Annotated in this window: 19 protein-coding genes and 1 pseudogene; 5 read left to right on the top strand and 15 right to left on the bottom strand. The window is 49.3% G+C overall.

Annotated features, from left to right (window positions below; translation table 11 throughout):
• Nucleotides 1-190: 190 nt before the first annotated feature.
• Nucleotides 191-2,299 (top strand): PAS domain S-box protein, encoded by a 2,109-nt coding sequence (locus DXT99_RS20060; RefSeq protein WP_181885193.1) that lies wholly within the window; start codon nucleotides 191-193, stop codon nucleotides 2,297-2,299.
• A 602-nt stretch (nucleotides 2,300-2,901) separates the two neighbouring features.
• Here DXT99_RS20060 and DXT99_RS20055 read toward each other — a convergent pair.
• The 6 genes from DXT99_RS20055 to DXT99_RS20030 form a co-directional block, all read right to left on the bottom strand.
• A complete protein-coding gene (locus DXT99_RS20055) occupies nucleotides 2,902-3,918 on the bottom strand; it encodes an LLM class flavin-dependent oxidoreductase (RefSeq protein WP_046311694.1) in 1,017 nt (338 codons plus the stop codon).
• A gap of 13 nt (nucleotides 3,919-3,931) precedes the next feature.
• Nucleotides 3,932-4,225: a hypothetical protein gene (locus DXT99_RS20050; RefSeq protein ID WP_046311692.1), complete on the bottom strand. Its 294-nt coding sequence runs from the start codon at nucleotides 4,223-4,225 to the stop codon at nucleotides 3,932-3,934.
• A gap of 185 nt (nucleotides 4,226-4,410) precedes the next feature.
• Nucleotides 4,411-5,193 (bottom strand): SDR family NAD(P)-dependent oxidoreductase, encoded by a 783-nt coding sequence (locus DXT99_RS20045; RefSeq protein WP_115567375.1) that lies wholly within the window; start codon nucleotides 5,191-5,193, stop codon nucleotides 4,411-4,413.
• 206 nt (nucleotides 5,194-5,399) lie between these two features.
• Entirely contained in the window at nucleotides 5,400-6,200 is an 801-nt protein-coding gene (locus DXT99_RS20040; RefSeq protein WP_115567374.1) for an NADPH-dependent F420 reductase, read from the bottom strand.
• An 87-nt stretch (nucleotides 6,201-6,287) separates the two neighbouring features.
• Nucleotides 6,288-7,271 carry an NAD(P)H-dependent flavin oxidoreductase gene (locus DXT99_RS20035; protein ID WP_181885192.1) on the bottom strand — a complete coding sequence of 328 codons (984 nt, stop codon included), beginning with the start codon at nucleotides 7,269-7,271 and terminating at the stop codon, nucleotides 6,288-6,290.
• A 273-nt stretch (nucleotides 7,272-7,544) separates the two neighbouring features.
• Nucleotides 7,545-8,900 carry an NtaA/DmoA family FMN-dependent monooxygenase gene (locus DXT99_RS20030; protein ID WP_115567373.1) on the bottom strand — a complete coding sequence of 452 codons (1,356 nt, stop codon included), beginning with the start codon at nucleotides 8,898-8,900 and terminating at the stop codon, nucleotides 7,545-7,547.
• Nucleotides 8,901-9,030: 130 nt separating this feature from the next.
• Between DXT99_RS20030 and DXT99_RS20025 the strand changes: the two genes are divergently transcribed.
• Nucleotides 9,031-9,381 carry a winged helix-turn-helix transcriptional regulator gene (locus DXT99_RS20025; RefSeq protein WP_115567372.1) on the top strand — a complete coding sequence of 117 codons (351 nt, stop codon included), beginning with the start codon at nucleotides 9,031-9,033 and terminating at the stop codon, nucleotides 9,379-9,381.
• 75 nt (nucleotides 9,382-9,456) lie between these two features.
• Nucleotides 9,457-10,524 carry an SDR family oxidoreductase gene (locus tag DXT99_RS20020; RefSeq protein WP_115567371.1) on the top strand — a complete coding sequence of 356 codons (1,068 nt, stop codon included), beginning with the start codon at nucleotides 9,457-9,459 and terminating at the stop codon, nucleotides 10,522-10,524.
• Between the two features lie 318 nt (nucleotides 10,525-10,842).
• Here the strand turns inward: DXT99_RS20020 and recD2 are convergent, their stop codons facing one another.
• From recD2 to DXT99_RS19985, 7 genes are all read right to left on the bottom strand, one after another.
• Nucleotides 10,843-13,329 (bottom strand): SF1B family DNA helicase RecD2, encoded by a 2,487-nt coding sequence (gene recD2, locus DXT99_RS20015; protein WP_115567370.1) that lies wholly within the window; start codon nucleotides 13,327-13,329, stop codon nucleotides 10,843-10,845.
• Between the two features lie 115 nt (nucleotides 13,330-13,444).
• Nucleotides 13,445-13,936 (bottom strand): DUF3024 domain-containing protein, encoded by a 492-nt coding sequence (locus tag DXT99_RS20010; RefSeq protein ID WP_246000875.1) that lies wholly within the window; start codon nucleotides 13,934-13,936, stop codon nucleotides 13,445-13,447.
• Between the two features lie 34 nt (nucleotides 13,937-13,970).
• Nucleotides 13,971-14,822 carry a DNA/RNA non-specific endonuclease gene (locus DXT99_RS20005; protein ID WP_115567369.1) on the bottom strand — a complete coding sequence of 284 codons (852 nt, stop codon included), beginning with the start codon at nucleotides 14,820-14,822 and terminating at the stop codon, nucleotides 13,971-13,973.
• Between the two features lie 802 nt (nucleotides 14,823-15,624).
• Nucleotides 15,625-15,906 carry a hypothetical protein gene (locus DXT99_RS20000; RefSeq protein WP_115567368.1) on the bottom strand — a complete coding sequence of 94 codons (282 nt, stop codon included), beginning with the start codon at nucleotides 15,904-15,906 and terminating at the stop codon, nucleotides 15,625-15,627.
• A gap of 12 nt (nucleotides 15,907-15,918) precedes the next feature.
• Complete coding sequence (locus tag DXT99_RS19995) at nucleotides 15,919-16,284, bottom strand: hypothetical protein (RefSeq protein WP_115567367.1); 366 nt, start codon at nucleotides 16,282-16,284, stop codon at nucleotides 15,919-15,921.
• Nucleotides 16,285-16,390: 106 nt separating this feature from the next.
• The gene (locus DXT99_RS19990) at nucleotides 16,391-16,867 is read right to left on the bottom strand and encodes a helix-turn-helix domain-containing protein (protein WP_317048157.1); all 477 of its coding nucleotides are present in this window, start codon (nucleotides 16,865-16,867) and stop codon (nucleotides 16,391-16,393) included.
• A 21-nt stretch (nucleotides 16,868-16,888) separates the two neighbouring features.
• The gene (locus DXT99_RS19985; protein WP_115567366.1) at nucleotides 16,889-17,182 is read right to left on the bottom strand and encodes a type II toxin-antitoxin system HigB family toxin; all 294 of its coding nucleotides are present in this window, start codon (nucleotides 17,180-17,182) and stop codon (nucleotides 16,889-16,891) included.
• A gap of 1,026 nt (nucleotides 17,183-18,208) precedes the next feature.
• On the opposite strand from DXT99_RS19985, the pseudogene DXT99_RS19975 reads away from it, so the two are divergent.
• Together DXT99_RS19975 and DXT99_RS27735 are read left to right on the top strand one after the other, a co-directional pair.
• Nucleotides 18,209-18,672, top strand: a pseudogene (locus DXT99_RS19975) (JAB domain-containing protein).
• A gap of 2,649 nt (nucleotides 18,673-21,321) precedes the next feature.
• Nucleotides 21,322-21,447 carry a hypothetical protein gene (locus DXT99_RS27735; RefSeq protein ID WP_262511369.1) on the top strand — a complete coding sequence of 42 codons (126 nt, stop codon included), beginning with the start codon at nucleotides 21,322-21,324 and terminating at the stop codon, nucleotides 21,445-21,447.
• 195 nt (nucleotides 21,448-21,642) lie between these two features.
• Here DXT99_RS27735 and DXT99_RS19970 read toward each other — a convergent pair whose 3' ends face one another.
• Nucleotides 21,643-21,906 carry a hypothetical protein gene (locus tag DXT99_RS19970; protein ID WP_115567364.1) on the bottom strand — a complete coding sequence of 88 codons (264 nt, stop codon included), beginning with the start codon at nucleotides 21,904-21,906 and terminating at the stop codon, nucleotides 21,643-21,645.
• On the bottom strand, nucleotides 21,899-22,654 hold the full coding sequence (locus DXT99_RS19965; RefSeq protein WP_115567363.1) for a ParA family protein: 756 nt from the start codon (nucleotides 22,652-22,654) through the stop codon (nucleotides 21,899-21,901). The genes DXT99_RS19970 and DXT99_RS19965 overlap by 8 nt, the downstream gene beginning before the upstream one ends.
• Nucleotides 22,655-22,943: the final 289 nt, after the last annotated feature.

Genomic DNA, 22,943 nt, shown 5'->3' with positions numbered 1-22,943 from the left:
AAGCGGTGAAACTTTTATCGACCGAAACAGTTATAGGAAAATTTTTCTTCCGATTAACTTAAATTTGGTAGTTTACCGTTGCAGAAACCCGCACTCCATGTCAAGTACAGACCCATCGCCAGAATTCTTGTGCAAACCTAATGTCGCAGCCATCTTTAACACTGCTCAACAACAAGCACGAAAAAAGTTAATGCGCGGGACCTCCCTGGAAGAGGTAATGGACACACTTGTTCTTTCCCTGGAGAAAGCCTATCCATCTATTTTTTCATCGGTGTTGCTCTTGAACAAGGATACGCTATCTCATCTAAGCGCCCCAAGTTTGCCAGAAGCGTATTCCAAAGCAATAGACGGAACCCGAATTGGGCCTTCCGCTGGCTCTTGTGGTACTGCAGCGTTTACCGGAGAGCGGGTAATAGTAAAGAGTATCGCCACGGATCCTAAGTGGGCAAATTTTCAGGTAGCCCTAGAGCACGGTTTAATGGCTTGTTGGTCGCAACCTATTCTTTCTTCAACAGATGAACGGGTGCTGGGGACTTTTGCTATTTATTATAAAACCGAAAAAACTCCCTCAGAGGAAGAAATCCTTTTACTGGAACTGGCCGCTAATCTGGCAGGCACAGCCATTGAATGGGGCATGGTTCTGAAAGATCGCCACGATCTGGAAGAAGAGCTAAAAGAATCAAACGCAGCCCTCCAGGCCCTGAATAGTGATCTGGAAAATAGAATTCAGGCCCACACCCAGGAACTGGAAGATCAGAATTACCTTACCAAAACTATCACCGACAATGCCACGGGTGCGCTCTTTATGATGGATGCCACCGGCTATTGTACGTTCATGAACCCTGCGGCGGTGGAGATGGTGGGCTACACGTTTGAAGAAATACGGACAAAGCAGCTGCATTACTTGATTCACCACCATCGGCCAGATGGTTCCCACTACCCACTGGAAGAATGTCCGTTAGACAGGGCGCTGCCCCAGAATTTTGACGTGCGGGCCCATGAAGATTTGTTTTTCCGGAAAGACGGTACTTCTTTCCCGGTTTCTTGTGCGGCCAGCCCTATTTTTGATGAGAACGGAGTGCCTGTTTCTACCGTGATTGAGGTACGCGATATTACAGAAGAAAAAAAGAACCGCCAGGAACTAATGGAAACGGTAGCGCAAATGCAAACCCTACTGGCGGCAATGCCCCAGATAGCCTTTACCGCCACCGTAGAGGGTGAACTGGACTATGTGAACGGACATTGGCGGGAATATACCGGACTGCCTAAAGCAGCTGTCTTGGGGGAACAATGGATAGGAGCCTTGCACCCTGAGGATAAAGACCGTTTTGCCGCAACCTGGGCGAATTCTGTCCAGACAGGGCAGGATTACAAAATTGAGATTAGGGTAAGACAATGGACGGGCGAGTACCGGTGGTATCTGACCAGAGCTGTTCCATTGCGCAATGAGAATGGCGAAATCCTCAAGTGGTTCGGGACCGCTACCGATATACATGAGCAAAAGCTGCTGATTGACCGCTTAGCCGCAACCCAGCAGGAGTTGCAAAGCATGAATGATGAACTTACCCAGAAAAACAAAGACCTGAAGCGCACCAACGTCGATCTGGACAACTTTGTCTATACGGCCTCACATGACTTGAAATCCCCGATTGCCAATTTGCAGGGTCTGGTAAAGGCCCTTCAGGAGGAGTTGCATGATTTGGGCACCCAAACCGAACCGGTAGAACCTTTGCTGCTCATGATTGACAAAGCAATTGTGCGGTTTAAGAACACTATTGATGAGTTAACGGAGATCTCCAAGATTCAAAAGCAGGTGGAAACAGGCCAGGAAATGGTAAACCTGGAGGATTTGATTGAGGAGTTCAGAGTGGTGAATGCCGAGCTGATCTGTTCCAGCAAAGCCACTATTACCACTCAGGTGGCTGCGGCCCCAGCCATTTGTTTCTCCAATAAGAACCTCCGCAGTGTATTGTATAACCTTTTAAGCAACAGCATTAAATACCGCCATCCAAACCGTGAACCAGTAATAAATGTCTCTACTGACACCTTCGGGAATAACGGTATTGTGATTACCATTGAAGACAACGGTTTGGGAATAGAAGAACGGCACTTAAGCCAGATTTTTGGCATGTTTAAAAGGGTGCATCAGCATGTGGAGGGATCTGGGGTGGGCTTATACATTGTAAAGCGCATTGTAGAGAATGCGGGCGGAGAAATTACGGTTGAAAGCAAGGTAGAGGAGGGAACAAGGTTTGAAATCCGGCTGCATAATGTCGCCCTTTGTGAGATTACCCGTTAAGGAAAAGCCCTCCTGATAAGCGAAGAGGTCCCTAAAACTGACCCTGTTGGAGGCAGGAAACCCGGTAAAGAAATCAAGGTAAAGCTGTAGGATGCAGGAACGAGTTACTTTATCAACTCTGGGGAGGGAAAACGCAGAGACAGTGGTTTTGTAAAACCCGGGAAGCTCTTATTCAACCCATAGGAATGTATACCGCTCATGGGACCCAGAGCTGTCTGAAAGTGGGCGATGCAATACTAAACCTTGAATGATTCTATAACCTCCTAAGTAACAGGGCGTATAAAACCCTTAGTCAAGGCTTCCGGTAGTTCATCTTTACCCGCTTGCGCTCTGAAGAAGCAATGTCCGGAGTACTTTCTATCTTTATCCGCATGCGCTCTGAAGATAGTGTTTGAACCCATTTTGGACTGTTTCCAAAAAAATAGACCGCACATCTTACGAGGTGAGCGGTCTATTTTTTTATGCCGTATGTGCGGTCTATTTTTCGCCGATCCTAACATTTGCTAGAACCGAAACGAAACTAAGCGCCAGAACCTGCGAAAACGAGCCGCAAAAAGAATATTTGAAGCAGGAATTATTTTGAAGTCATTCTATCTAACGGTTTACCTACCTTCATTTATTTCCACCATTATCTCTGCAAATAGCCGGGCAGATTTTAGCCGGTCATGTATATCGTACATGGTGGAAACGGCAATCAGCTCGTTCACGCGGGTTTGGCCTAGAAACTCCTCTATTTCCTTCTTAACGGTTTGCTTGCTCCCCACAAAGGAATACTTCAGCATCTGGTGCAGGGAAGGATGCTGGAACATCTCCCTCAGGTCCTCAGTATAATCTGTAGGCGGATGCAGTGGATCCCTGGCTCCGGTGAACACGCCCACAAACATTCTGATCAGGCTGGTGAACAGCCTTTCCGCCTCCTCGTCGGTGTCTGCAATATAGACATTTACCCCAGCCATGGTGTAGGCTTCCTCCAGGAACTCAGAAGGCTGGAATTCCTGCCTGTAAATCCTCAAAGCGTTGAGTAGGTGGGTTGAGGCGAAATGGCTGGCAAAGGCGTAGGGCAACCCCTTCTTTGCCGCCAAGTGGGCGCTGTCCGTGCTGGACCCCAATATATACAGCGGCACGCCCGTGCCTTCCGCCACACTAGCCCTAACCGTGGCGCTCTTGTTTTCCGGGGAAAAGTACTGTTGGATTTTAGCCACTTCCTGGGGGAACCGTTGTGCCAGCTGCATGAAATCTGACCGTATGGCCTGGGCTGTTGCCTGGTCCGTGCCAGGTGCCCTCCCTAGGCCCATATCGATTCGGTTGGGGTACAGATGGGCAAGGGTGCCGAACTGCTCCGCCACGATCAAAGGGGAGTGGTTGGGAAGCATGATGCCACCTGAGCCCACCCTGATGGTAGAGGTGTTCTCGGCAACGTACCCGATGAGCAATGTTGTGGCACTGCTGGCGATACTATCTGAGTTATGGTGCTCGGCAAACCAGATGCGTTTATAGTTATTTGCCTCCGCCTCTCTTGCCAGTGCCAATGAATCATTCAGGGTCTGCTTGATGGTGTTCCCCTGGGAGACAATAGCAAGCTCTAAAATTGAGTAGGCTATATCTTGTTTATCTTTCATGTTATAATAACTATTAAGATGCGGCAACCTGATCCTTTTCCTCAAATTCAGCAAAGCCGTTCTGATAGGGTAATCCTAAATGCTCCCGTAGGGTGGAGCCGGTATATTCTGTCCGTAGCAAGCCTCTCTTCTGCAGGATAGGAACCACCTGTTCCACAAAATCAGCCAGTGAGCTTAAACCGGAATCCCCAATAATGTTAAAGCTGTTTCCTACCCCGGCCTCAAACCACTGCTGCAGTTTGTCCGCAATACTTTCGGGTGTGCCCAGGAAAACGGGATGGTAGTTGATCGGGCCGTGTGCTAGCATACTAGCTACAATATTTTCGATGCGATTTCCGATAAAACGTCCGAGGGATGGGATTATAGTCTTCGGTAACAGACGAGTTTGCACCTACTTTTAGTTTCAAAGCTGGCTCTGTGTTAATAACAAAGTTTTCCAAAAAGGTCTGGGCCTTTGGCATGTATTTTTATTGCCGAAGCCAAAAAGTGTTTTTATAAAAGAGCCTGACCGCCATCAACTGTAAGTTCACTACCAGTCACATAACTACTTTCTTCACTAGCCAGGTATATAATGGCGTTTGCGATATCCTTTGGTTTGCCTTTATATCCCAGAGCAACTGTAGCTTCTGCCATCTGATCCAAATCAATTTTTGTAGAGGGATCAGCACCATTAAGCGCCCCTAAAGAATCCCAAGCCGGTGTTTCAATTATCCCGGGATGTATAGAATTTACACGTATTCCTGTCCTGTTTTGTGCACATTCTAGCGCTGCAACTTTTGTCAAGTGTGCTAGACCAGCCTTACTGGCACAGTAAGCCGACATATTGGCGTATGCTTTTTTTGAGGCTGTAGAAGATAGGTTGATAATACTTCCACCATTGCTTTGTGTCATTAACGGAATAGCGTGCTTCATCCCCAGGAACATTCCATCCAAATTGATTGCAAATACTAACCTGAAAGTTTCATAACTCATTTCGGTGATAGGAGAAGGCCTTCCGATCCCTGCATTATTAACTAATATGTGTAAAGCACCATATTTTGATTTAATTTCTGCAATACCGTTGATCCATTCTTCTTCTTTAGTAACATCAATTTTAATAAAATCTGCTTTACCACCTTTAGATTTTATCAAATCGACAGTTTTAATTCCTAGTTCTTCACTTAAATCAGCAATAATTACTAATGCACCTTCTTCAGCCATTCTCAAAGCCGATTCAGCGCCAATTCCTTGGGCAGCACCTGTAATCAATGCTACTTTATTTTCTAACTTTTTCATTTAATAATTTTAACAGTGTTGTTCAATCATGCCTATATTGAATGCTCTCTTCTAGATCTTACCGAATCAATTTCAAATTGTCTGCTAATTGAAGCATCACGAACCGGATCCAACCAATGATATGCACCCGGATAGATGGTTGAGAATCAACCATTTTTTCCTTTCATATATCAAGTGATTTATGGGTTCAAATTTTGGTTAGAAAACTATTTAAGCCCGTCTGCAGGGAAAAATAATTCTCTGTATAGGTTGACTATGTGTTTGCTGGTAAAACCTTCAACATACTCTCCTTTTCCTAAAGCCGTTGTAATTTTCTCACCATATCCCGCTAATCTCTGAAGAGATAGATCTCTTAATTCAGCAGACCTTTCCCTTTGGATGTTTTCAGGATTAAGGGCTTTCTCCAACTCTTCAATTGTTAATTCGGTACAATATGCTGGAGTTCCGGGCTGCAGTCTCCAGGAATCTTCAAGGGAACCGCTATCTAAAGGGTCAAAACCAATAACATCTACTAATTGTGACGCAACTTTTTTATGTTCAGGAACATCACCAGCGATTGCCATAGCAATACGACCTTTAGTTCCCTTTGCTGTTCCTTCGTGTTCCAGCGTGTAACCAAGTAAACTGCTAAAAGCTTTCACTACAGGCCTCCCCAATTGTTCGCTTACCCAAACACTTTCAGGTTTTCCTGCTTCGATTTCCTCTATAATATAGTTGTCCCTTGCTGGGAAATAGTTGGAGGTATCAATGAACACCACATTTTCTCCCAAACGACTAAACTTTTCTTTAAAGCCTGGTAATGCTTTATTAGGAACAGATGTAATCACCACTTCTGCATCTCCGATAGCTTCATCAATTGTTGTTGCAGTAGCTCCGGTTCTTTCTTCTACATCCTTTAATTGTTCTGGCGGAAGTTCGTTTGAGATTTTTACAGCATGACCTGCTTTAACTAACTTTTTGGCAATGACAGATCCGATCAATCCTGCTCCGATTATTCCAATTCTCATGTTTATTTATTTAAGGTTTAAAATTGTTTAATGATTAACGGCCATACTTGGCATAAACTATTATGGCCTAGAATTACGGCAAGTCCACTATTTAAAATCCTGCATCAAGTCCTCAACAACTTCTTTCACGCTACGGATACTTTTAATGTATGACACTCCATTTCCTACAGTAACATATCCTCTTTCCAGGTCACCATCCAGCATCCCAACTTTTAGCCCCTGTTCAGCATACATTTTGTCGGCAATTTCATCCCGGGTTTTTCCACCTTCATCCATCGCCAAAAGTTCACGGCTATATGGTGTGGGTATTGACCTATAGTAGGCTGGATTAGTTTTAAATAACAGTAGATCGCTTGCTGTGTGATTAAGAATAAGTTGTTTGACATTTTCGGCAGCAGGATTTTCTTTAGTGGCAATAAAAACAGTACCCGCAAACACCCCTTCTGCACCTAATGCGAAAGCAGCGCGAACACCCCGAGCGTCTGCAATACCACCGGCAGCCATTACCGGAATATCTACAGTATCAGCAATCATGGGAACAATTGAAAAAGTACCGATTACTTTTTCAGGCACTGTACCGCCTTCATCAAATCCTGTAGCAACCAAGATGTCTGCCCCAATTTTCTCTGCATATTGGGCATTCTCAATACTTGGCGTCAGTGAACGGAAAATCGTCTTCATATTATTTTCCTTGAATTTTTTAATTAGAGGTCCATAATCAAAGCCATCCATGCCATTCAGTAACACCACTTTCACACCTTCATCAATCAGTAAGTCTGCAATAACATCCACCGTACTTAAATCGTAAGAAAGTATTACCGGCACCCCAAATGGCTTATCCGTTAAGATTTTGACTTTTCGAATTTCCGCTTTTAAGCGGTCAAAGATTTCGTCAAATGATGTTGGATTTGTATGATGGCCAGCGTGAGGGCCTAACATCCCCAAACCTCCGGCATTGCTTACTGACGCAACAAATTCTGCATTGGTTATCCAAGACATAGCACCTTGAATAATTGGATATTTAATCCCTAGAATTTCTGTTACCCGGTTTTCTATACTAATCAATTTCATTAATTATGATTTAACTATTCGTTCCATTTTGATAGGGAATACCTAAATGGTCCTTGAGTGTGTTTCTTTCCCATTCCTCTCGCAGTAACCTCTCCGCTGAGGAGTCACCCCGGCGGCCTGGGCAATGGCTTGGATGCTCTCCTCGCCCCAGGCATCTGCAAAGAGTACCAGATACCCTGCCACACGGAATTTCGTGGCGAGTATCTAGTCAATTAAGCCAGCCCCCATAATTCTTATTTTCCTGTTTTAAGGGATGTGTGGGTTTTAGCTGGTTTAGACGCGCGGGTCGACACCATACTGATACGGCACGCCCAGATTTTCCCGCAAGGTCTTCCCTTCGTACTCTTGGTGAAACAAGCCACGTGCCTGCAGAATCGGGACTACTTCTTCTACGAAGGCGTCAATCCCATCAACATTGACATCGGGTAAAATCCAGAAGCCATCAACGGCTCCCGCCTCAAACCACGTCTGCATATGGTCGGCCGCTTCCGTGCCCGGACCGACAGTAACTGGGTGGTAATCAATGACCCCGTGCGCCAGAATGTCCCGCAAGCTCCAGCCTTCTTGGGCAATCGTTAGGGCGTGGGAGGAGCGGGGGTCGTACCGGGAAGGGCGAGCGACCTTTAGCTGCGCTGGGCTAAGCGGGTCGTTCAGGCGGGTACTATCGAGCGGTATACCCAGCATACGCCCCAGATACGCAACCCTTTGTGGAAAGTGCTCCTTCGTCAACTGAATGCGCCGGTCTAGGGCAGTGCGCTTGTCTTTGGCAATCGTGGGCATGATTCCCGCAAAAAACTTAAGCTCATCCGGGTCACGTCCGTACCGTGCGGCGGCGGCCCGGAAGGCTGCTCGTTGCGCCCGGGCGTCAGCAATGGTAAAGGCGGAGCCTATCACCACATTCGCAAACCGTCCGGCAAGCTCGTGGGCATTGGGGCTGCCCCCGGCATGCACGATAACCGGCTGCCCTTGCTCCGAGGGCGGGATGTAGAGCGGGCCGCTCGAACTCACAAATTGGCCTTGCAGATTGATGGGCCGCACCTGCCCCTTTTTGGTGAACTCCCCGCTTTCCTGGTTGTGCACCCAGGCGTCCTTGCCCCAGCTGCCCCAGAGGGCCTGCATCAACTGGACCATTTCGTGGGCCCGGCCGTAGCGGTCTTCGCTGGAGGGGATGTTGCGGCCATAAAAGGCAGCGACCTCCTCCGAACTCGACGTCACCGCATTCCAGCCCGCCCGGCCATGGCTCATCACGTCCAGCGCTTTAAATTGTTTGGCCAGATTATACGGTTCGTTAAAGGTGGTAGAGCCCGTGGCAACCAAGCCAATGCGTTTGGTTTCGCGGGCGATGGCTGCCAAGGTCATCATCACCTCCATGTTTACGCCAGGGGGCTGGGTTTCTATATCCGCGGAAACACTGGGTCCGTCAGGCAGAAACAGGAAATGTAATTTACCCCGTTCGGCGGCTTGCGCTTGCTTGACGATGACGTCAAAATTCACATAGCTTTTGGGGTCTACTCCAGGCATGCGCCAGGCTCCCGGCTGGGAGCCGTACCCATTCCCGAGGTGGAGGCCGATAAGCATCTGCTTGCCGGCGGTAGAAGGGTTGTCTATTATTTCTTTTGGTGATTCCATGATTCTGTTGCGCTTTACTGAAAGCTAAGGGTGACCTGATTGGAAAACCTGTTGCAAAATTACGGTTATTAACTTTCCTTTGTATAGTGCTTTCCAAAAGGAAAGTGAAATAACTTAATTTAGAAGACCTATGGCCAATAGAATGGGATACCTCTCCTGCCTGGACACGGTGAAGCCGGTGCGGGATGCGATCGAAGTAATTAATGGCAAATGGAAACTGCCTATCATCATCTCTGTTATGACCGGCAACGAGCGGTTCACCGACATACAGGAGAGTATCCCCGGGATCACCCCGAAGGTTCTGGCCAAGGAGCTCAAGGACCTGGAGCAGCACCAGCTGATAAAGCGCGTGGTAGTGGATGACTACCCGGTGAAGATCCTGTATAAGCCGGAACCCTATGCCGATACCTTAACCCCTATCATCGATGCCTTAAAGGGTTGGGGACTGAACCACCGAAAGAGAATCTTTAGTAAAGAATGAATGTGCTGGTAGCCCCTGAATGCATAATGCCGTACCTACAACTTTAGATGAATTTTAAAGACCGAGGAAAGAATTATGAACAGAACAGCCTTAGTAGTGGGTGTAAGCGGGATCACGGGCAGCAACCTGGCAGAAGAACTGGTAAAGCAGGGCTGGACGACCTATGGCCTGGCTCGAAATCCTAACGTGAGCATAGAGGGTTTGCAGCCAGTTGCAGCAGACCTTACGAGCCCAGAGAGTTTGTCAGCCGCCCTTGCTGATGTTGCGCCCACTCACGTGTTTTTCACCAGTTGGACGCGCATGGAGACGGAGGCAGAAAACATAAGGGTGAATGCAGCGATGGTTCGTAACCTGCTGGATGCCTTGGCACCGAAGAAATCGGTGCAGCACGTGGCTCTGGTAACAGGACTCAAGCATTACCTGGGGCCTTTCGAAGCCTATGCCAAAGAAGGGTTTCTGCCTGAGACGCCCTTGCGCGAGGAGCAGCCCCGGCTGGACATAGAGAACTTTTATTATGCGCAGGAAGATGAGGTGTATGCCGCTGCCGCCCGTGATGGCTTCACCTGGAGCATTCACCGTCCGCACACGGTTATTGGAAAAGCAGTAGGCAACCAGATGAACCTGGGAACCACCTTAGCTGCGTATGCCACCATTTGCAAGGAAACGAATCGCCCTTTCCGATTTCCTGGATCGGAAGCGCAGTGGAACGGCCTGTCGGATGTGACCGACGCCCGGGTGCTGGCCAAGCACCTGGTATGGGCAGCCACCACGGAAGCAGCCCGTAACGAAGCGTTTAATGTAGTGAACGGAGAGTACTTTCGCTGGAAATGGCTGTGGAAGCGCCTGGCCAGTTGGTTCGGTGTGGAGCCTGTTGGCTTTGATGGCACCGTTCATCCCCTGGAGGACCAGATGGCCCAGGATGGTCCCGTGTGGCGTGAAATTGCAGAGCGGTACAATTCAATAGAGCCTGATCTGAACCGATTGGCATCGCCCTGGCATACCGACCTGGACCTGGGACGTCCGATTGAGGTGATGACGGACATGTCCAAGAGCCGCAAGTTGGGTTTTACTGTCTATCAGCAAACGGAAGAGTCTTTTTTCGACCTGTTCACGCAACTCCGCAACGATCGGTTGATTCCCTGAAGTCTCTTCATCGTTTAAATAGACATAATCTTAACAGCAAGAATATTGAATAAAGGGAGGGCTGAAATATTAAGGAAGCTAAATTAGTGATGGGTTAATTAATCGACTACTATTGCTTTTAGGATAAATTGCCAATTACCAACACTGGTAGCTATAATGCTTTTTCTGCCCTTGTAGAGTCTACAACAGTAAAGGACAATCTTTAAAAACTTCATCAGTAGCTTGTTAGCCAATAACACTTATTATGTTAAGTTCAGAGATTGATTACATCTGTTGCTGAGTCGTCAAGGCTCAGGAAGTCCCCAAAATGATTGACTATTACGCAACATCCTGTTTGAGTAGATAGGCCAAGGCTGTCTGCCGGGCGGCGGTGCTTTGCTTGTTCACCGCCAGCGCCAGCGCCTTCCTTGTCCCCACGAACACGGCCAGCTTCTTTGCCCTGGTGATACCGGTGTAGATCAGGTTCCGGAACAGCATTCCGAAGTGCTGCGTGGCTACCGGGATGATGACGCTCTCAAACTCACTGCCCTGTGACTTGTGGATGGTGATGGCATAGGCCAAATCCAGCTCCAGCAAGTGCTCCTTTGTGTACCTTACTTCCTTTGCCTCCTTGCCTGCCCTGAAGCACACCGACAGCTCCATTTCCTCACTGTCTACCTGAATGATGGAGCCGATGTCCCCGTTGAACACGTTCAGGTCATAGTTGTTGCGCTTCTGAATCACCCGGTCCCCCTCCCGCAGCATCCTCCCTCCCATCAGTATCTGTGCTTTGCCTTCCCTTGCCGGGTTTATCTTCTCCTGGACCACCTTGTTGAGGTTAGCTGTTCCAAGGCTGCCCTTGGTCATGGGGGAGAGAATCTGTATCTCTGCCTCTTTGCCATGGTACCTGGGGATGATGGACTCATACAGCTTTTCGACCATTCCCACCGCTGAAAGGCCGTAATGCAGCGAGGACCAGGGATGGACCCGATGCAGGACTTCCTTCAGCTCCTCACTGTGCCTGCGGGCCTTGAGCAGGGCCTCCAGGTCCACATGGCTGAACTTGTCGGGGATGGACAAGCTGTTGCCCTGTTGGTAGGGATCCGCCGCAGCGCCTTCCGTTTCATCCGCTGCGTTTGTGGCCTGCTCCCACGTCATTCTCTTGACTTTGGAGATGAACCTGAGCTGCTCGCTGGTGGCCTCCTCTGAATCAATAAAGAGGCAGTCTCTTTTCTCCTGCCAGACTTCAGGCTTGTGAAAGGGAGACTCTATCCGAGGTACTTCCCCGCTGTTGATCTGGTGGGCGTAGGAGATGATGAGTGACTCCTGCGCCTGCCGGAACACCTTGGTCAGCTTCAGGGAAGGGACCACTCCCGAGGCGATCATGTCCTTGAGCACATTGCCCGCCCCCACGGCAGGAAGCTGGTCAGCGTCCCCTATCAGCACCAGCTGGCCGTCAGCAGGAACTGCCCGGAGCAGGGAGGCAGCCAGGTGCACGTCGAGCATCGAGCACTCGTCCACAATGAGCACATCCGTCTGCAGCGGCTCCTCCTCATTGCGCTTGAAGCCCCCTTTGGAAGGGTCCCACTCCAGCAGCCGGTGAATGGTTTTGGCCTCCACGCCGATAACCTCGCTCATGCGCTGGGCAGCCCTGCCGGTAGGGGCGGCCAGCATGACTTTCCTGGCCATGAACTGCAGCACGCCCACAAGGGCGCGGGTGGTGGTGGTTTTCCCGCAACCCGGCCCCCCTGTAAGGATGGAGAGGCGCCTGGTGGCTATTTCCAGCACGCTCTGGCGCTGCTCCTCGCTGAGGGTAATCTGGTGCAGCTGACAGAACACCTCCAGGTCTTGCTGCAGATGCTCATTGTTGAGCCTGATTTGGCGGCTGGCCAGTTGCTTGACCTTGGTGGCGATGTACTGCTCGTCATAGTAGAGGGAGTGGGCGTAGAAGCACTTCTGCGCCGCTCCCTCCTCATCGGGCAGCAGCCTGACCTTTAGCTCTCCCTTTCGCTCCATCTCAAGGAGGTTTGCTTCGATAGCAGCGGCATCCGCAAGCGACAGCAGCCCCGCCACCGCCTGGACTATCTGTTCCTGGGTCAGGTAGCAATGTCCCTCCTCTCTTGCGTTCTGCAGCACGTGCGCAATGGCTGCCTGCAGGCGTTGCGTGGAGTCCTGCGCCAGTCCCAGGCTCAGGGCCACTTTGTCGGCAGAGAAGAAGCCGATGCCGTAGATGTCGGCGGCCAGGCGGTAAGGGTTCATCTTGACTATCTCAATGGCCTCATTGCCATAAGTCTTGTAGATCTTGACGGCAAACAGGGTGGATATTCCGTGGGACTGCAGAAACAGCATCACGTTCCGTATCTCCTGATGCTCTGCCCAGGCTTTGCTGATCATCTCCAGCTTGAGCTTGGCAATGCCCTCCACCTCGGTGAGCCTTTCGATGCTGCTCTCAAAGACATCCAGCGTTTTGTCCCCGAAATGCCTGACGATTCTTTTGGCTGTCACCGGGCCCACGCCTTTAATAAGGCCTGAGCCCAGGTACTTTTCCAGCGCGTTGGCAGTGGCAGGCTTACGCTCTATGACCTTTGTGGCTTTGAACTGCATGCCATAGCTGGGGTGCGTGGTCCACTCGCCGTAAAAGTCAACGGTGGCCCCGGCAAACACCTTGGATTGGTGGACGATGACAGTGAGGTCCTCGTGGGGCCTTTGGAAGCTGTTTACCTTCAGCACGGTATAGCCGGTCTCCGCGCTATGGAAGGTGACGCGTTTGACGATGCCCGATAGCTTTTCCGGCTCAGCCGGAGTTTGTCTGTCTAGTGCCTGCATGTACAAGGATAGGGAAAGGCAAAGATACATTCACAAACGCAGGATTGGTAAAAGGCAACGTACCCTGACAGCAGAAATGCGCATCATCAGAGCAGAGGCAGCAGCTTATCAGAGCTTACCCAAAGAAGCACCCGAAAGCATCCTCGTCTACTAACTTGATGAACTGCTCTATTTCCTTTACCTCCGGATGAGGCTCGTAGGATGCCCATTTTAGACTGGCGCGCATCCAGTAAACCTTCCAGATGCCTTTAGACATGATGTACCTGGCTTTCGCTATCGGGTGATGCCGGATGACCTTCTTGTCATCCCATTGAGGCCTTATTTCAAAAATCTCTACGGTGTTATCCTGGAAGGTGTACCCTATGTCAAGCTGGCTTCTAATCTCCTCCACAGGTCTTCTTTTTTCAAGAAATTTCTTCATCTGCCTGTCAACAGAAGAAAACAAAAGGTCGTGATGATGCTTGTTTAATGTATCCATTTCTTCATGTGTTATGCCGTATGCAGCTCCACCGGAGGTATAGCCTGCAATAAAAGAGAACTGCTCCTCATTTCCCAATCCCAGGCTGCCAGCCATCTTCCTGCTGGTTTCTTTGTTTCTTTTCCTCATTTGCTTGTTCCTTTTGCCGATTATCGCTTTACCTCTACCGTGTCGGCCCTGTGTCCATCTGGCTCTCCAGCGCCTGCTGCACCTGCACCGGCAGGGCGGAAAGCAGGTCATACCCTGTGGCCTGCTCGATGGCATCCACTGTGGTGCGGTAGGTGCCCCAGTCCGGGCGGACGGTGTTGCTGTTGGGCGTGTCCACGGCTATCACGCGCGTGCCGGTGTTTATCCGCTGCAGGTCGTTTTCCCCTTCTTCCAGGACCACCAGCACCTTCCATATCCGGTTAGGCACTGTCACCTTCCCATTGTCGATGGTCCTGGCAGTGCCGTTGTCGCCGGTCCCTCCCACGCCGTAGCTGCCCATGACCACATACACCTCCATCCCGTCCTGCACCAGGTCCCGGGTGTAGTCCTCCAGGTTCGCCCACGTCTCCTGATTGTTATTAGGAGCCTGCGGGATGATGTTTGTCATCAGGAAGGTGGCTGAATTATCTTCCTCGGATTTCGTTCTGTCTGCCGAGGGGGTGCTGTGCCCCCTGTCAAAGCCACTGCCAGTGTAACTGGAAGTGGTGACGCGGTACCACCCCTGGGGTAGCTCTGGGTCTGCCCTGAAGTTGTTCTGCCGCGGCGCGCTGCCGAGCCAGTCCCGGCTCACATGCCAGCTGACCCAGTTGGGGGTGCCCCGGTCCCGGCTGTAGGAGAGCGCGAACTGGGGCTTTGTCATCAGGTAGTTGTTGTAGTTGCTTTCATCTGCGGTGGCTCCGCTGGGGTTGCCCAGCAAGCTTTGCTCCTCTTCCAGGGTGAGCGCCTGCTGCGGTGCTACCTCCGAATCCTGGCAGCCCGAGAGGAAGAGAAAAATAAGCAGGAAATATCTGTAGGTGTGTTTCAGCATAGTTCAAAGTTAAACATGTTTCCCCTGCCGTTTCCATTTGTCGTGGCATTTGCTGCGGGAGCTGCAAGTTAAAGGGTTAAATATTCTTAGAGTTGCATCTGTGCTAATGAAGTACGGGGAAGCTTCGGGATTGGCTTCACACTACAAGGTGGCAGGTTGATCTTCTATAGCATTCATCTTTCATCACCAGGTCCGACACCTCTGCTACTCCTGCCCTTCTTTCTTCCCTTCTGTAACCAGCAAGCAGTCTTCAGAAATGGAAGGCAGGTGATTTAAGAGTCACTTTCTGATGAGAAGCCAAGGGCTGTTTTGAATAGCAAGCATAGCGATGGAGCGGGCCAGTTGCAGCTGCTGGTCAATCCCCACCCGCTAAGGAACGCCTCCCCGGCAAGCTTTGCCCCCACCGTTCAGCACTCCGCCAGATTATGCTAATCTGTCAGAGGGCTTCCCGTTGCTGGCCACCCTTCCGCCAGCCTCCTCATTGCGGTACCCTCCATTCTTCAGCTGGCGGAAAAGTGGCTTTCCTCCCCGCGCAAAGCAAGCGCCACCCGCATATTATTGAATAATCATGGTAAGTACAGTAAACACAGTAATACGGGCGTACTTTGTTTTCTTCTTTAAACTTACTGTTTCTTCTCCACGTCAAAGCAAGCATGAACTACAGCTTAATAAAAAGCAAACATAAACATGATACTACTACAGATACATAGTAAACACAATAATACTAAGTTTCTGAGTAAGCTAATATTATGACAGAAGGGGAAAGAAGGCAGATGCCTGGTACTCCTCCTGCCCTATGGGTTTATTCACCCATTTGCAGCCATAGCTGGTACTCAGCCGGGGAAAGATGTTGTTCCATATAAGCGGCCATGCCTACAGTGTCTGTCTGCTCCCTCGTCTCCAGGTAGAAGTTCATCATTGTATCTTCAACATTTTTCAGTGAAGCGTTCGCCTGCTCCTGCTTCTTTACCATCTGATACATGCTCCACGCCAGGACAAGTGCAAAGCTTCCATAGATGATTAACCTGGGTATGTTCTTTCTGTAGAACTTCTGCCGGGGTGTGAGTTCACTGAATGGCTTCATGCAGGACTGGAATTAATATTTTGCCCCAAGCTTAGCCAAAAGCTTTACCTTCTCAAAGTACCTGTCCCAGTGTTGGGGGTAGGATTGAGGGTTTGTAGCATCGTTATACAAGAAGATAGTATTTATCTGCCCTCCCCCATCACGCACTATTCCATCAGGGCTGTGGGCAAGCTTTGATAGCATTGCCTCGGTTAATCCCATGTATTTCGTGTACACCGGCATTTCAGCATAGGCATCATCTTTCAATATGCTCTGGGAGTCTTTTGTTGTATTCCAGCCTAAAGGCATGTATTCCCTGTTAAAGGTAAACCATTCGTCAGAAGAGTTTCTCTTTAAGCCATAGGGCATGTTAATTCTGAAAAAATCGCTTAGCGCCATAAGTCTGGTTGTAGGATGACACCTGCAAGTATAGCAAAAAGAAGAACCACTCGGCAGGAGTGGTTCTAATATAATGGTATTATTATGTTTACTATAATTATCGTAGTTACTTAGTAACATTAGAAACCCGCTGAGCCCCGCGGTGTGGCTTGCCTCCTCTAACGCTCTTGCTGCTTCTTACATGCGAGCGGCTACGGTGGCCATACACGCTCCCTTCGCCTGTTACCTCATAGTCCTGCACCAACACTTCCAAAGGGAAGCTTAAGCCCTTGTGAAGGCCCCGGATCATGTCTATTGAGAGTTTGCGCTTGCGGTTCAATACCTTCGAGACAATCGCTTTATCGCCAATGTAGGGCACAAGGTCCTTATCCATCAGCCCCAGGTCCTCCATCCTAATCTTTATGAACTCTATTGGGTCAGGCGAGCTGATAGGGTAATTATCCTGCTCATACTTGTTAATTAGCAGGGTCAGCAGCTTGAGTTCCTCTGCCTCGGCGCTGCCCTCTGGTGCATCAAACAATTCCTCGACGCGAGCCAGGTACGCTTCGTACTGATCTTCGTTCTCTATGATTCTTATCTGCATGGTCTTAGTCTTAGATTAAATTCAAACAGTCGCTGCGTCTATCTTATCATACTCAGCATGCGTGCCAACAAACTTGATCATCATACTTTTGTACTGGAAAGACACCCGCGCCACTATTCTGTAATGATTGCCTTTGATGTTGAACACTACCCTGCTATCACCCACAAGATCAGCACTCGGGAAATCCATTTTCAGGGCGTTCAGGTCTTTCCACTCTGCCTTTACGGCTACTTTATACCAGGTAGTAAGCGCTGCTTCCGAGTCTGCGTGTCCTTCATAGAACTCCCGAAGCTTTTTCAGGCTCATTACATTCATCTTGCGGTGTGTTTATGTAAATATACGACAAAGATATACATAAGTTGACAAATTGTCAACTTCCAAAAATTACAGGCTATACAAAAACTGGAATTTCTAACGTGTACAGCAGGAAGTGTATGTTTGCCCAAGAAGCACTTATGAATGTTTTAGAGGCAGCTGCCAAGATTAAATAGGGCAGAGAAAAGGTATTTGTTGCTGTTAACAATCCAGAAAGGGAAGCCTTATGGTAAAATAGCAAATCATTATAAAAATCACTGTTGCCAATCTGCATCTATATTCTTCTCCCACATAAAGGAAATTCCTGCCAGCTCCAGAATGAAGCTCCTTATTTGGGCTATTAGGTCTTTTGGGGGTGCACCCTCTGATTGAAGCCTTTCAGAGCCGGGTGGTTTCTCTTTAAAGAGGTAGCAAGTTCATCTACTGTTTTCTCGCCCCAGCTGATATACTCCCCCACCTGCCATTACAAATTTATCAGTTCCGTGTTGACGGCACTTCGGGCAATTATAATGTGATATATTTTCACAAGCGTGTCCCTCCTTCTCTTCCCCTTTTGTCAATAACACCCTTAAGCAGCTCCTCTCCTACCCACCTTACGCTTCTGCCTTTATCCCACAGCCACTTCATTTGTCCTGCAGTGATATCATACTAAATTACTGAACTACTAAACTATTGAATTATTGAATGACTGAACTACAAACATGCATAATGACCGTAGTTCAGTATGAGTGTCATGCACTAAAAGACAAAGGAGCTGGCTCAGGAAATGGGGGTTCACTTGCTCACTGTCAGGCTTTTCACTGCAGAAGCCCCTCACCTATTATCCCCCCTACAGCCACTCCCATGCAAAAGTCCGGGGGCAAAGGTAGCCTCACTGTCCGGACACGGGGACAAGGTAGTACGACAAAATCGGGTATCCCCTTCCGGGGAGCCTCCGCATTTTTGCCGTCTTCACCTTGCCATTTCTCCGTCCCGAAGACAGGTGGGGCACCATAATCAATTCCTCACACTCAAAAGACAAATATTATGGAAAGGCTCATCCAAAACTCCTCCTTCTCCAAAGTGGCAGAAATCGAGCTCACTTACCGCGCCAAGGTAAAACCTTCCCAAAGGCCGCAGGTCACCAGCTCCACCGACTGCTACAATGTGCTAAAGGCAAGCTGGTACACCGGCAAGATAGGGTTCGTAGAGCAGTTCAAGGTCATGCTCCTCAACAGGGTCAACAAGGTGCTGGGCATCTACGAGGCCTCCACAGGAGGAGTGGTTGTGGCGGACCCGAAGCTCATCTTCGTGGTGGCCCTGAAAGCCTGCGCCTCCTCCATCGTCCTCTGCCACACCCACTCCTCCGGCACCTCACGCCAAGCGCGGCTGACCTGCAACTGACAAAGAAGATAAAACAGGGTGGGGAACTGCTCGACATCGCGGTGCTGTACCACATCATCATCACCAGCGAGAGTTACTACTCGCTGGCCGGCGAGGTTCTTTTATAGCCCCTCGTCCGCTTCAGGCAGACCAGTGACAGAAGCTTTTTTGGCGAACAGCACCTATTGGGTCGTCCGCTTCTGGGTCCCGCACGCCGCGACCGGGTAATTTTCTACTACATCCTTCTGCCCGGGAAGCAGAAGTTATCCGGCTAAGTCCAGGCAGCTTATTCTTCCGGCTAGGCTTCTCACCTCCGTTTTGCAGGTGGAATAACCTGGGTTTACGCTCCTGCCTTCCGAGTCTCTACACTAGTTGCTGTTACAGTGTTGATGTCTTCATCACTACACCCGCAGCGTACGAATCCTTCACCTTCCAGAACACTATTTCCTGTTTCCGTCGGCAGCTTCCTGTTCCCACCAGTGAGAATATTGGTTTCATGAAATGACACGCACTTCCCCTCCTATACGCTCCTTCCTATTTCATCAGAATGCTATGCGTTTGGCTCAGAGCATCGTATTAAACCATAATTGCATGGCTGAAAGGCTGAATGACAGAATTACTTACTTACAGTAATTTAGCCATTCAGTAGTTCAGTAGTTTAGTAGCTCAACCGTTTAGCCGCGCAAGCTTTCCTGCAACCGTACCCTGTGCTTCCACAAACAACCTGTTAGGTATTCCACAAAAGAATAATCACACGGAAACTATATTGCCCCATCAGGTGCTCTCGAGGCGCAGGCAAATGGTATTTGACTGCGCCTTCTCACAATGTGCCACACTCCACCTGCCCCTAGACTGATTTTAGTTCCCTACAGCGTGACGGTAACTAGTCTGGGTGTGCCTACCTAGTGGCTGTGGCGACATCTGAGAAGAGGAGGAGTTCACCGGGTATAGGGCACGAAAAGATATCGCGCTGCATGAAACGGAGCACAGGCGCTACCACTGCTATCAGGGAAACTGAGCGCCTCCAAATGAAAACCGGGCCTGTGCCACCCAATGGTTGTTGCTATTATGAACAATAGAGACAGCCTATCAGGTGACTCCGCTGGCGTGCCCCCTTGCACTATCAGTACAGCAATTGCCTTTTTTCTATCAGGGCAGTTTGCTCTTTTCCCCTTTTGTAAAAGAGGATGCTTTCCTATTCATTCCCCTCCCCGGCTGAAGTAGCTTTTTTGATATGCACTTCTGTTGTTATACTATCATACCGTAATTCCGTCATTCAGTCTTACAATCATTTAATAAGTAGGAAGTTTTACCATTCGGTCATTCAGCCATGCCGTATTGCGACCATGCTACAATTTGGTATGACAGTGCTTTAGGCTGCTCTAACAGGTTTTTCTCTAAGCTTGGTATGCAAAGCCCTTGAAGCGCTGGCAGCAGGTAGTGTGCCTTTCCTTCCTGCTGCACACCCTTGACATAGCATCTTCTAGAGACTGATAGATGCTGCACTGTCGGCTTCCTCCTTCCTGGCACTCTTGTTCCGTGGTTAGGGCAGGTATCGATTTTGGTTAAAAGAGCTCGGAGAAAAGAGTTCTGCAGATAATCTGACCAAAACCCGGTATGACGGTCTTTCAGTCCTGATGCACGTCGGTAAGACTGAAAGGTAGAATGACTGAATGACTTTCCTGTCACATGATTGAAAGACTGAAAGACTGAAAGGCGGCCATACTGAATGACAGTCAGTCAGAAAGAATGAAAAGCAATTTTGGGTTGGTCCTGGTGTCGTGTAGCCCTTTCAAGCGCAATACCTTTCCCCATCTACCTTGCTGCTCCATTACCGGTATAGATATTCCTGCCTTTAGCCTCGCGGCAGTAGTGTTCGATAGCAGCCGGCCTGTCCCGTGAATCCATTTAGAAGTATAACTAGGTATAAGAACAAGAGAAGCCGCCTTTGTTTGTCATGCCATAAGATTGTATGGCAGTATAACCATCATAGCAACAAACAGGAAGACGGTAAGGTAATTTTCAGGAACAGCCCCCCTGTAATGTTCAGGCTTTGGTCAGGGCACCTACAGGTTTTGCTTCCTTCACCTCCCTGTAGCCCTTATTTATGGCTGTAGCGCGAAGGCCTTATCAGCAGGAGATAGCAACGATGGCTACACCGAACTACTGTCATGCAGTCTTTCTGAATGACAGCAGTTCCATATTATCGAATGACAAAGCTTAGGTGGTATTCAGATTTTCTGCTGCTGTGGGTGCAGGCTTCTTTTTTTAGCGCCTGCTGCAGGATGGTGCTGAGGCACCGGGGTTCTATTCGCGGGAATGCCAAGCGCATTTTATCTGCGCATGCCGGTAGCAGGGAGTAGGGGAGGGGGTTTCCGCAACATTCTCTGGCGCAGACGTTCTTCCCGGGCGGGTGAACGATCTAAGGCTTGTCATCTGAAAAGGAGAACGGTCTGTTCTCAGCCCTCACTAACCGGGGACGGACAGTATAAGATGTGTCTGCTGGGATAGGAAGATGACGTCCTTTTTCTTACGTCCTTGCCTTTCCCGGGAGGGAGGGCTGCAGGCTCAAGAGGGCATTATCATTATTCGTGACTGATGAATTTCTGAAATACTGAATGACTGAAATTCTGTATGATTGCAATTCTGTATGACGGTCATTTTTTAATACCGAAAAACAGACCCGTGCTGTGTATAACAGCTTTTAAATAAAGCGACAGGGCTTTTACCATTTTTGTTGTTGGCAGTGAACTCATTCCTATTCTGCGGGGAAGCCTTTGACTGTAAGTTTCTCCTCTACAGACCGCCTGCCACCTGAAGATGGCAGGCGGTCTGTAGAGGAGAAATCGTCGTCTTCCTGCATGAACGCCAAACAGCCTTACCGCAACATGATAGAGCAGTAAGGCTGTTTGGCTGGAAATAAGGCTAAAAGTACGTAGCGGCGGCAGGAGGGGAGGTATCCTGAAATTCCCCTCTCCCCCTCATCTCCTTGTTCCCGGGGTGGGTCACCTACCTGAAAGGGGATGTACATCGCCGTCATACGGTACGGCCATCATGTTGTAGGGCAGCCTTATCGTAATACAGTTGTACCCTCAAACTTACAAATCCAAGGGCTTATCCTCCGGTATAGGCTCAAAGTCCTTGTCCTTCAGCGCCTCCAGCAGGATGGCTTCCACTATCTCGGATCTGTCTTTGCGGGTGTGCCAAGCCCACCGCTCAATTTTATCCGCTAAAACCGGGAGTATGGAATAAGTGACGTTGTCCCTTTTTCTCCCTTTCTTTCCCACTTTCCGGTAATGGTACTCTACGGTTTTTGGCTTGTTCTTAGCCTTCAGGTCCTCTGCGAAATCATTCTTAGCCATAGCGTTCAATTAATTCTAGTGTTAGCTTATTATAATCCTCTGCCCCATTGCACCCCGGATCATAAGAGAAGATGTCTTTGCGCTTCAGCTGCGCCTCATACAGCTTGTTATTCTCGCGGATGTAGGTGTTGAACGTTTTATAGTCCGGGTCACTTTTGATAGCGCTGGCAATTGCCTGCAGCGCCATTCCCCTTTTCTTCTCATTGTAGCGCGTCAGCACGATTCCGCCCAGTTCCAGACCGGTGTCTTCCGAAATGCTGTTACAGTGCCCGATAAGGGTGTCAATCCCGTCATAGCTGAAGAACTCGGACTGCATCGGCATGATGTAGTAATCCGAGGCATACAGGGCATTATAGGTCATCAGGCCCAGGTGGGGGGGCGTATCAATGAGCACATAGTCGTAACGCCCTTCCACATGCTTCTTTATCGCCTTGCGGAGGATGTCCTCCCGGCGCGGCTTCCCGGCGATGGCCTCCTCAAACTCCAGCAGCGTCTTGACCGACGGGATAATGTCCAGCCGCTCGCCCACTGAAACAGTAGCCTCCTCCACACTCACAGCCCCGGTCAGTAACTGCCCGACGTGATGCTTGCTATCATAGGAAAAACAGGCACTCAGGTTTGCCTGGGCATCCATGTCAATGAGAAGCACTTTTTTCCCCTGGCGCGCCAAACCGGCGCCCAGGTTAGCCGCAGTGGTGGACTTGCCGACCCCGCCTTTATTCTGCGCAATGGTGATGATTTTTGTCATGCGTTTTTACCGTCCTGTTTTATAACCGCAAGATAGTAAAACGGAATTGCCGAACAATGGTCATTCCGTAATTCTGTCATTCAGAATGACCATAACATGCCAATACCGCCTCACAGAGCAGGAACAGCCGCCCGTTTTGTTTCCTTATAGGCTACGACGTAGGACGGTATAGGAAATCCAGCCTGAAAAGAGCGGGCATTCAGGTTATCTTCTCCAGCCATATCCCGGTTAGTTCTCTGCGGCTCGCTGTACAGCGGCTCACCATGACAATGCGCCCTGAAGAAGCATC

The sequence above is a fragment of the Pontibacter diazotrophicus genome (assembly GCF_003367245.1).
Classification (GTDB): domain Bacteria; phylum Bacteroidota; class Bacteroidia; order Cytophagales; family Hymenobacteraceae; genus Pontibacter; species Pontibacter diazotrophicus.
This window is presented reverse-complemented; position numbering and strand designations above follow the sequence as displayed.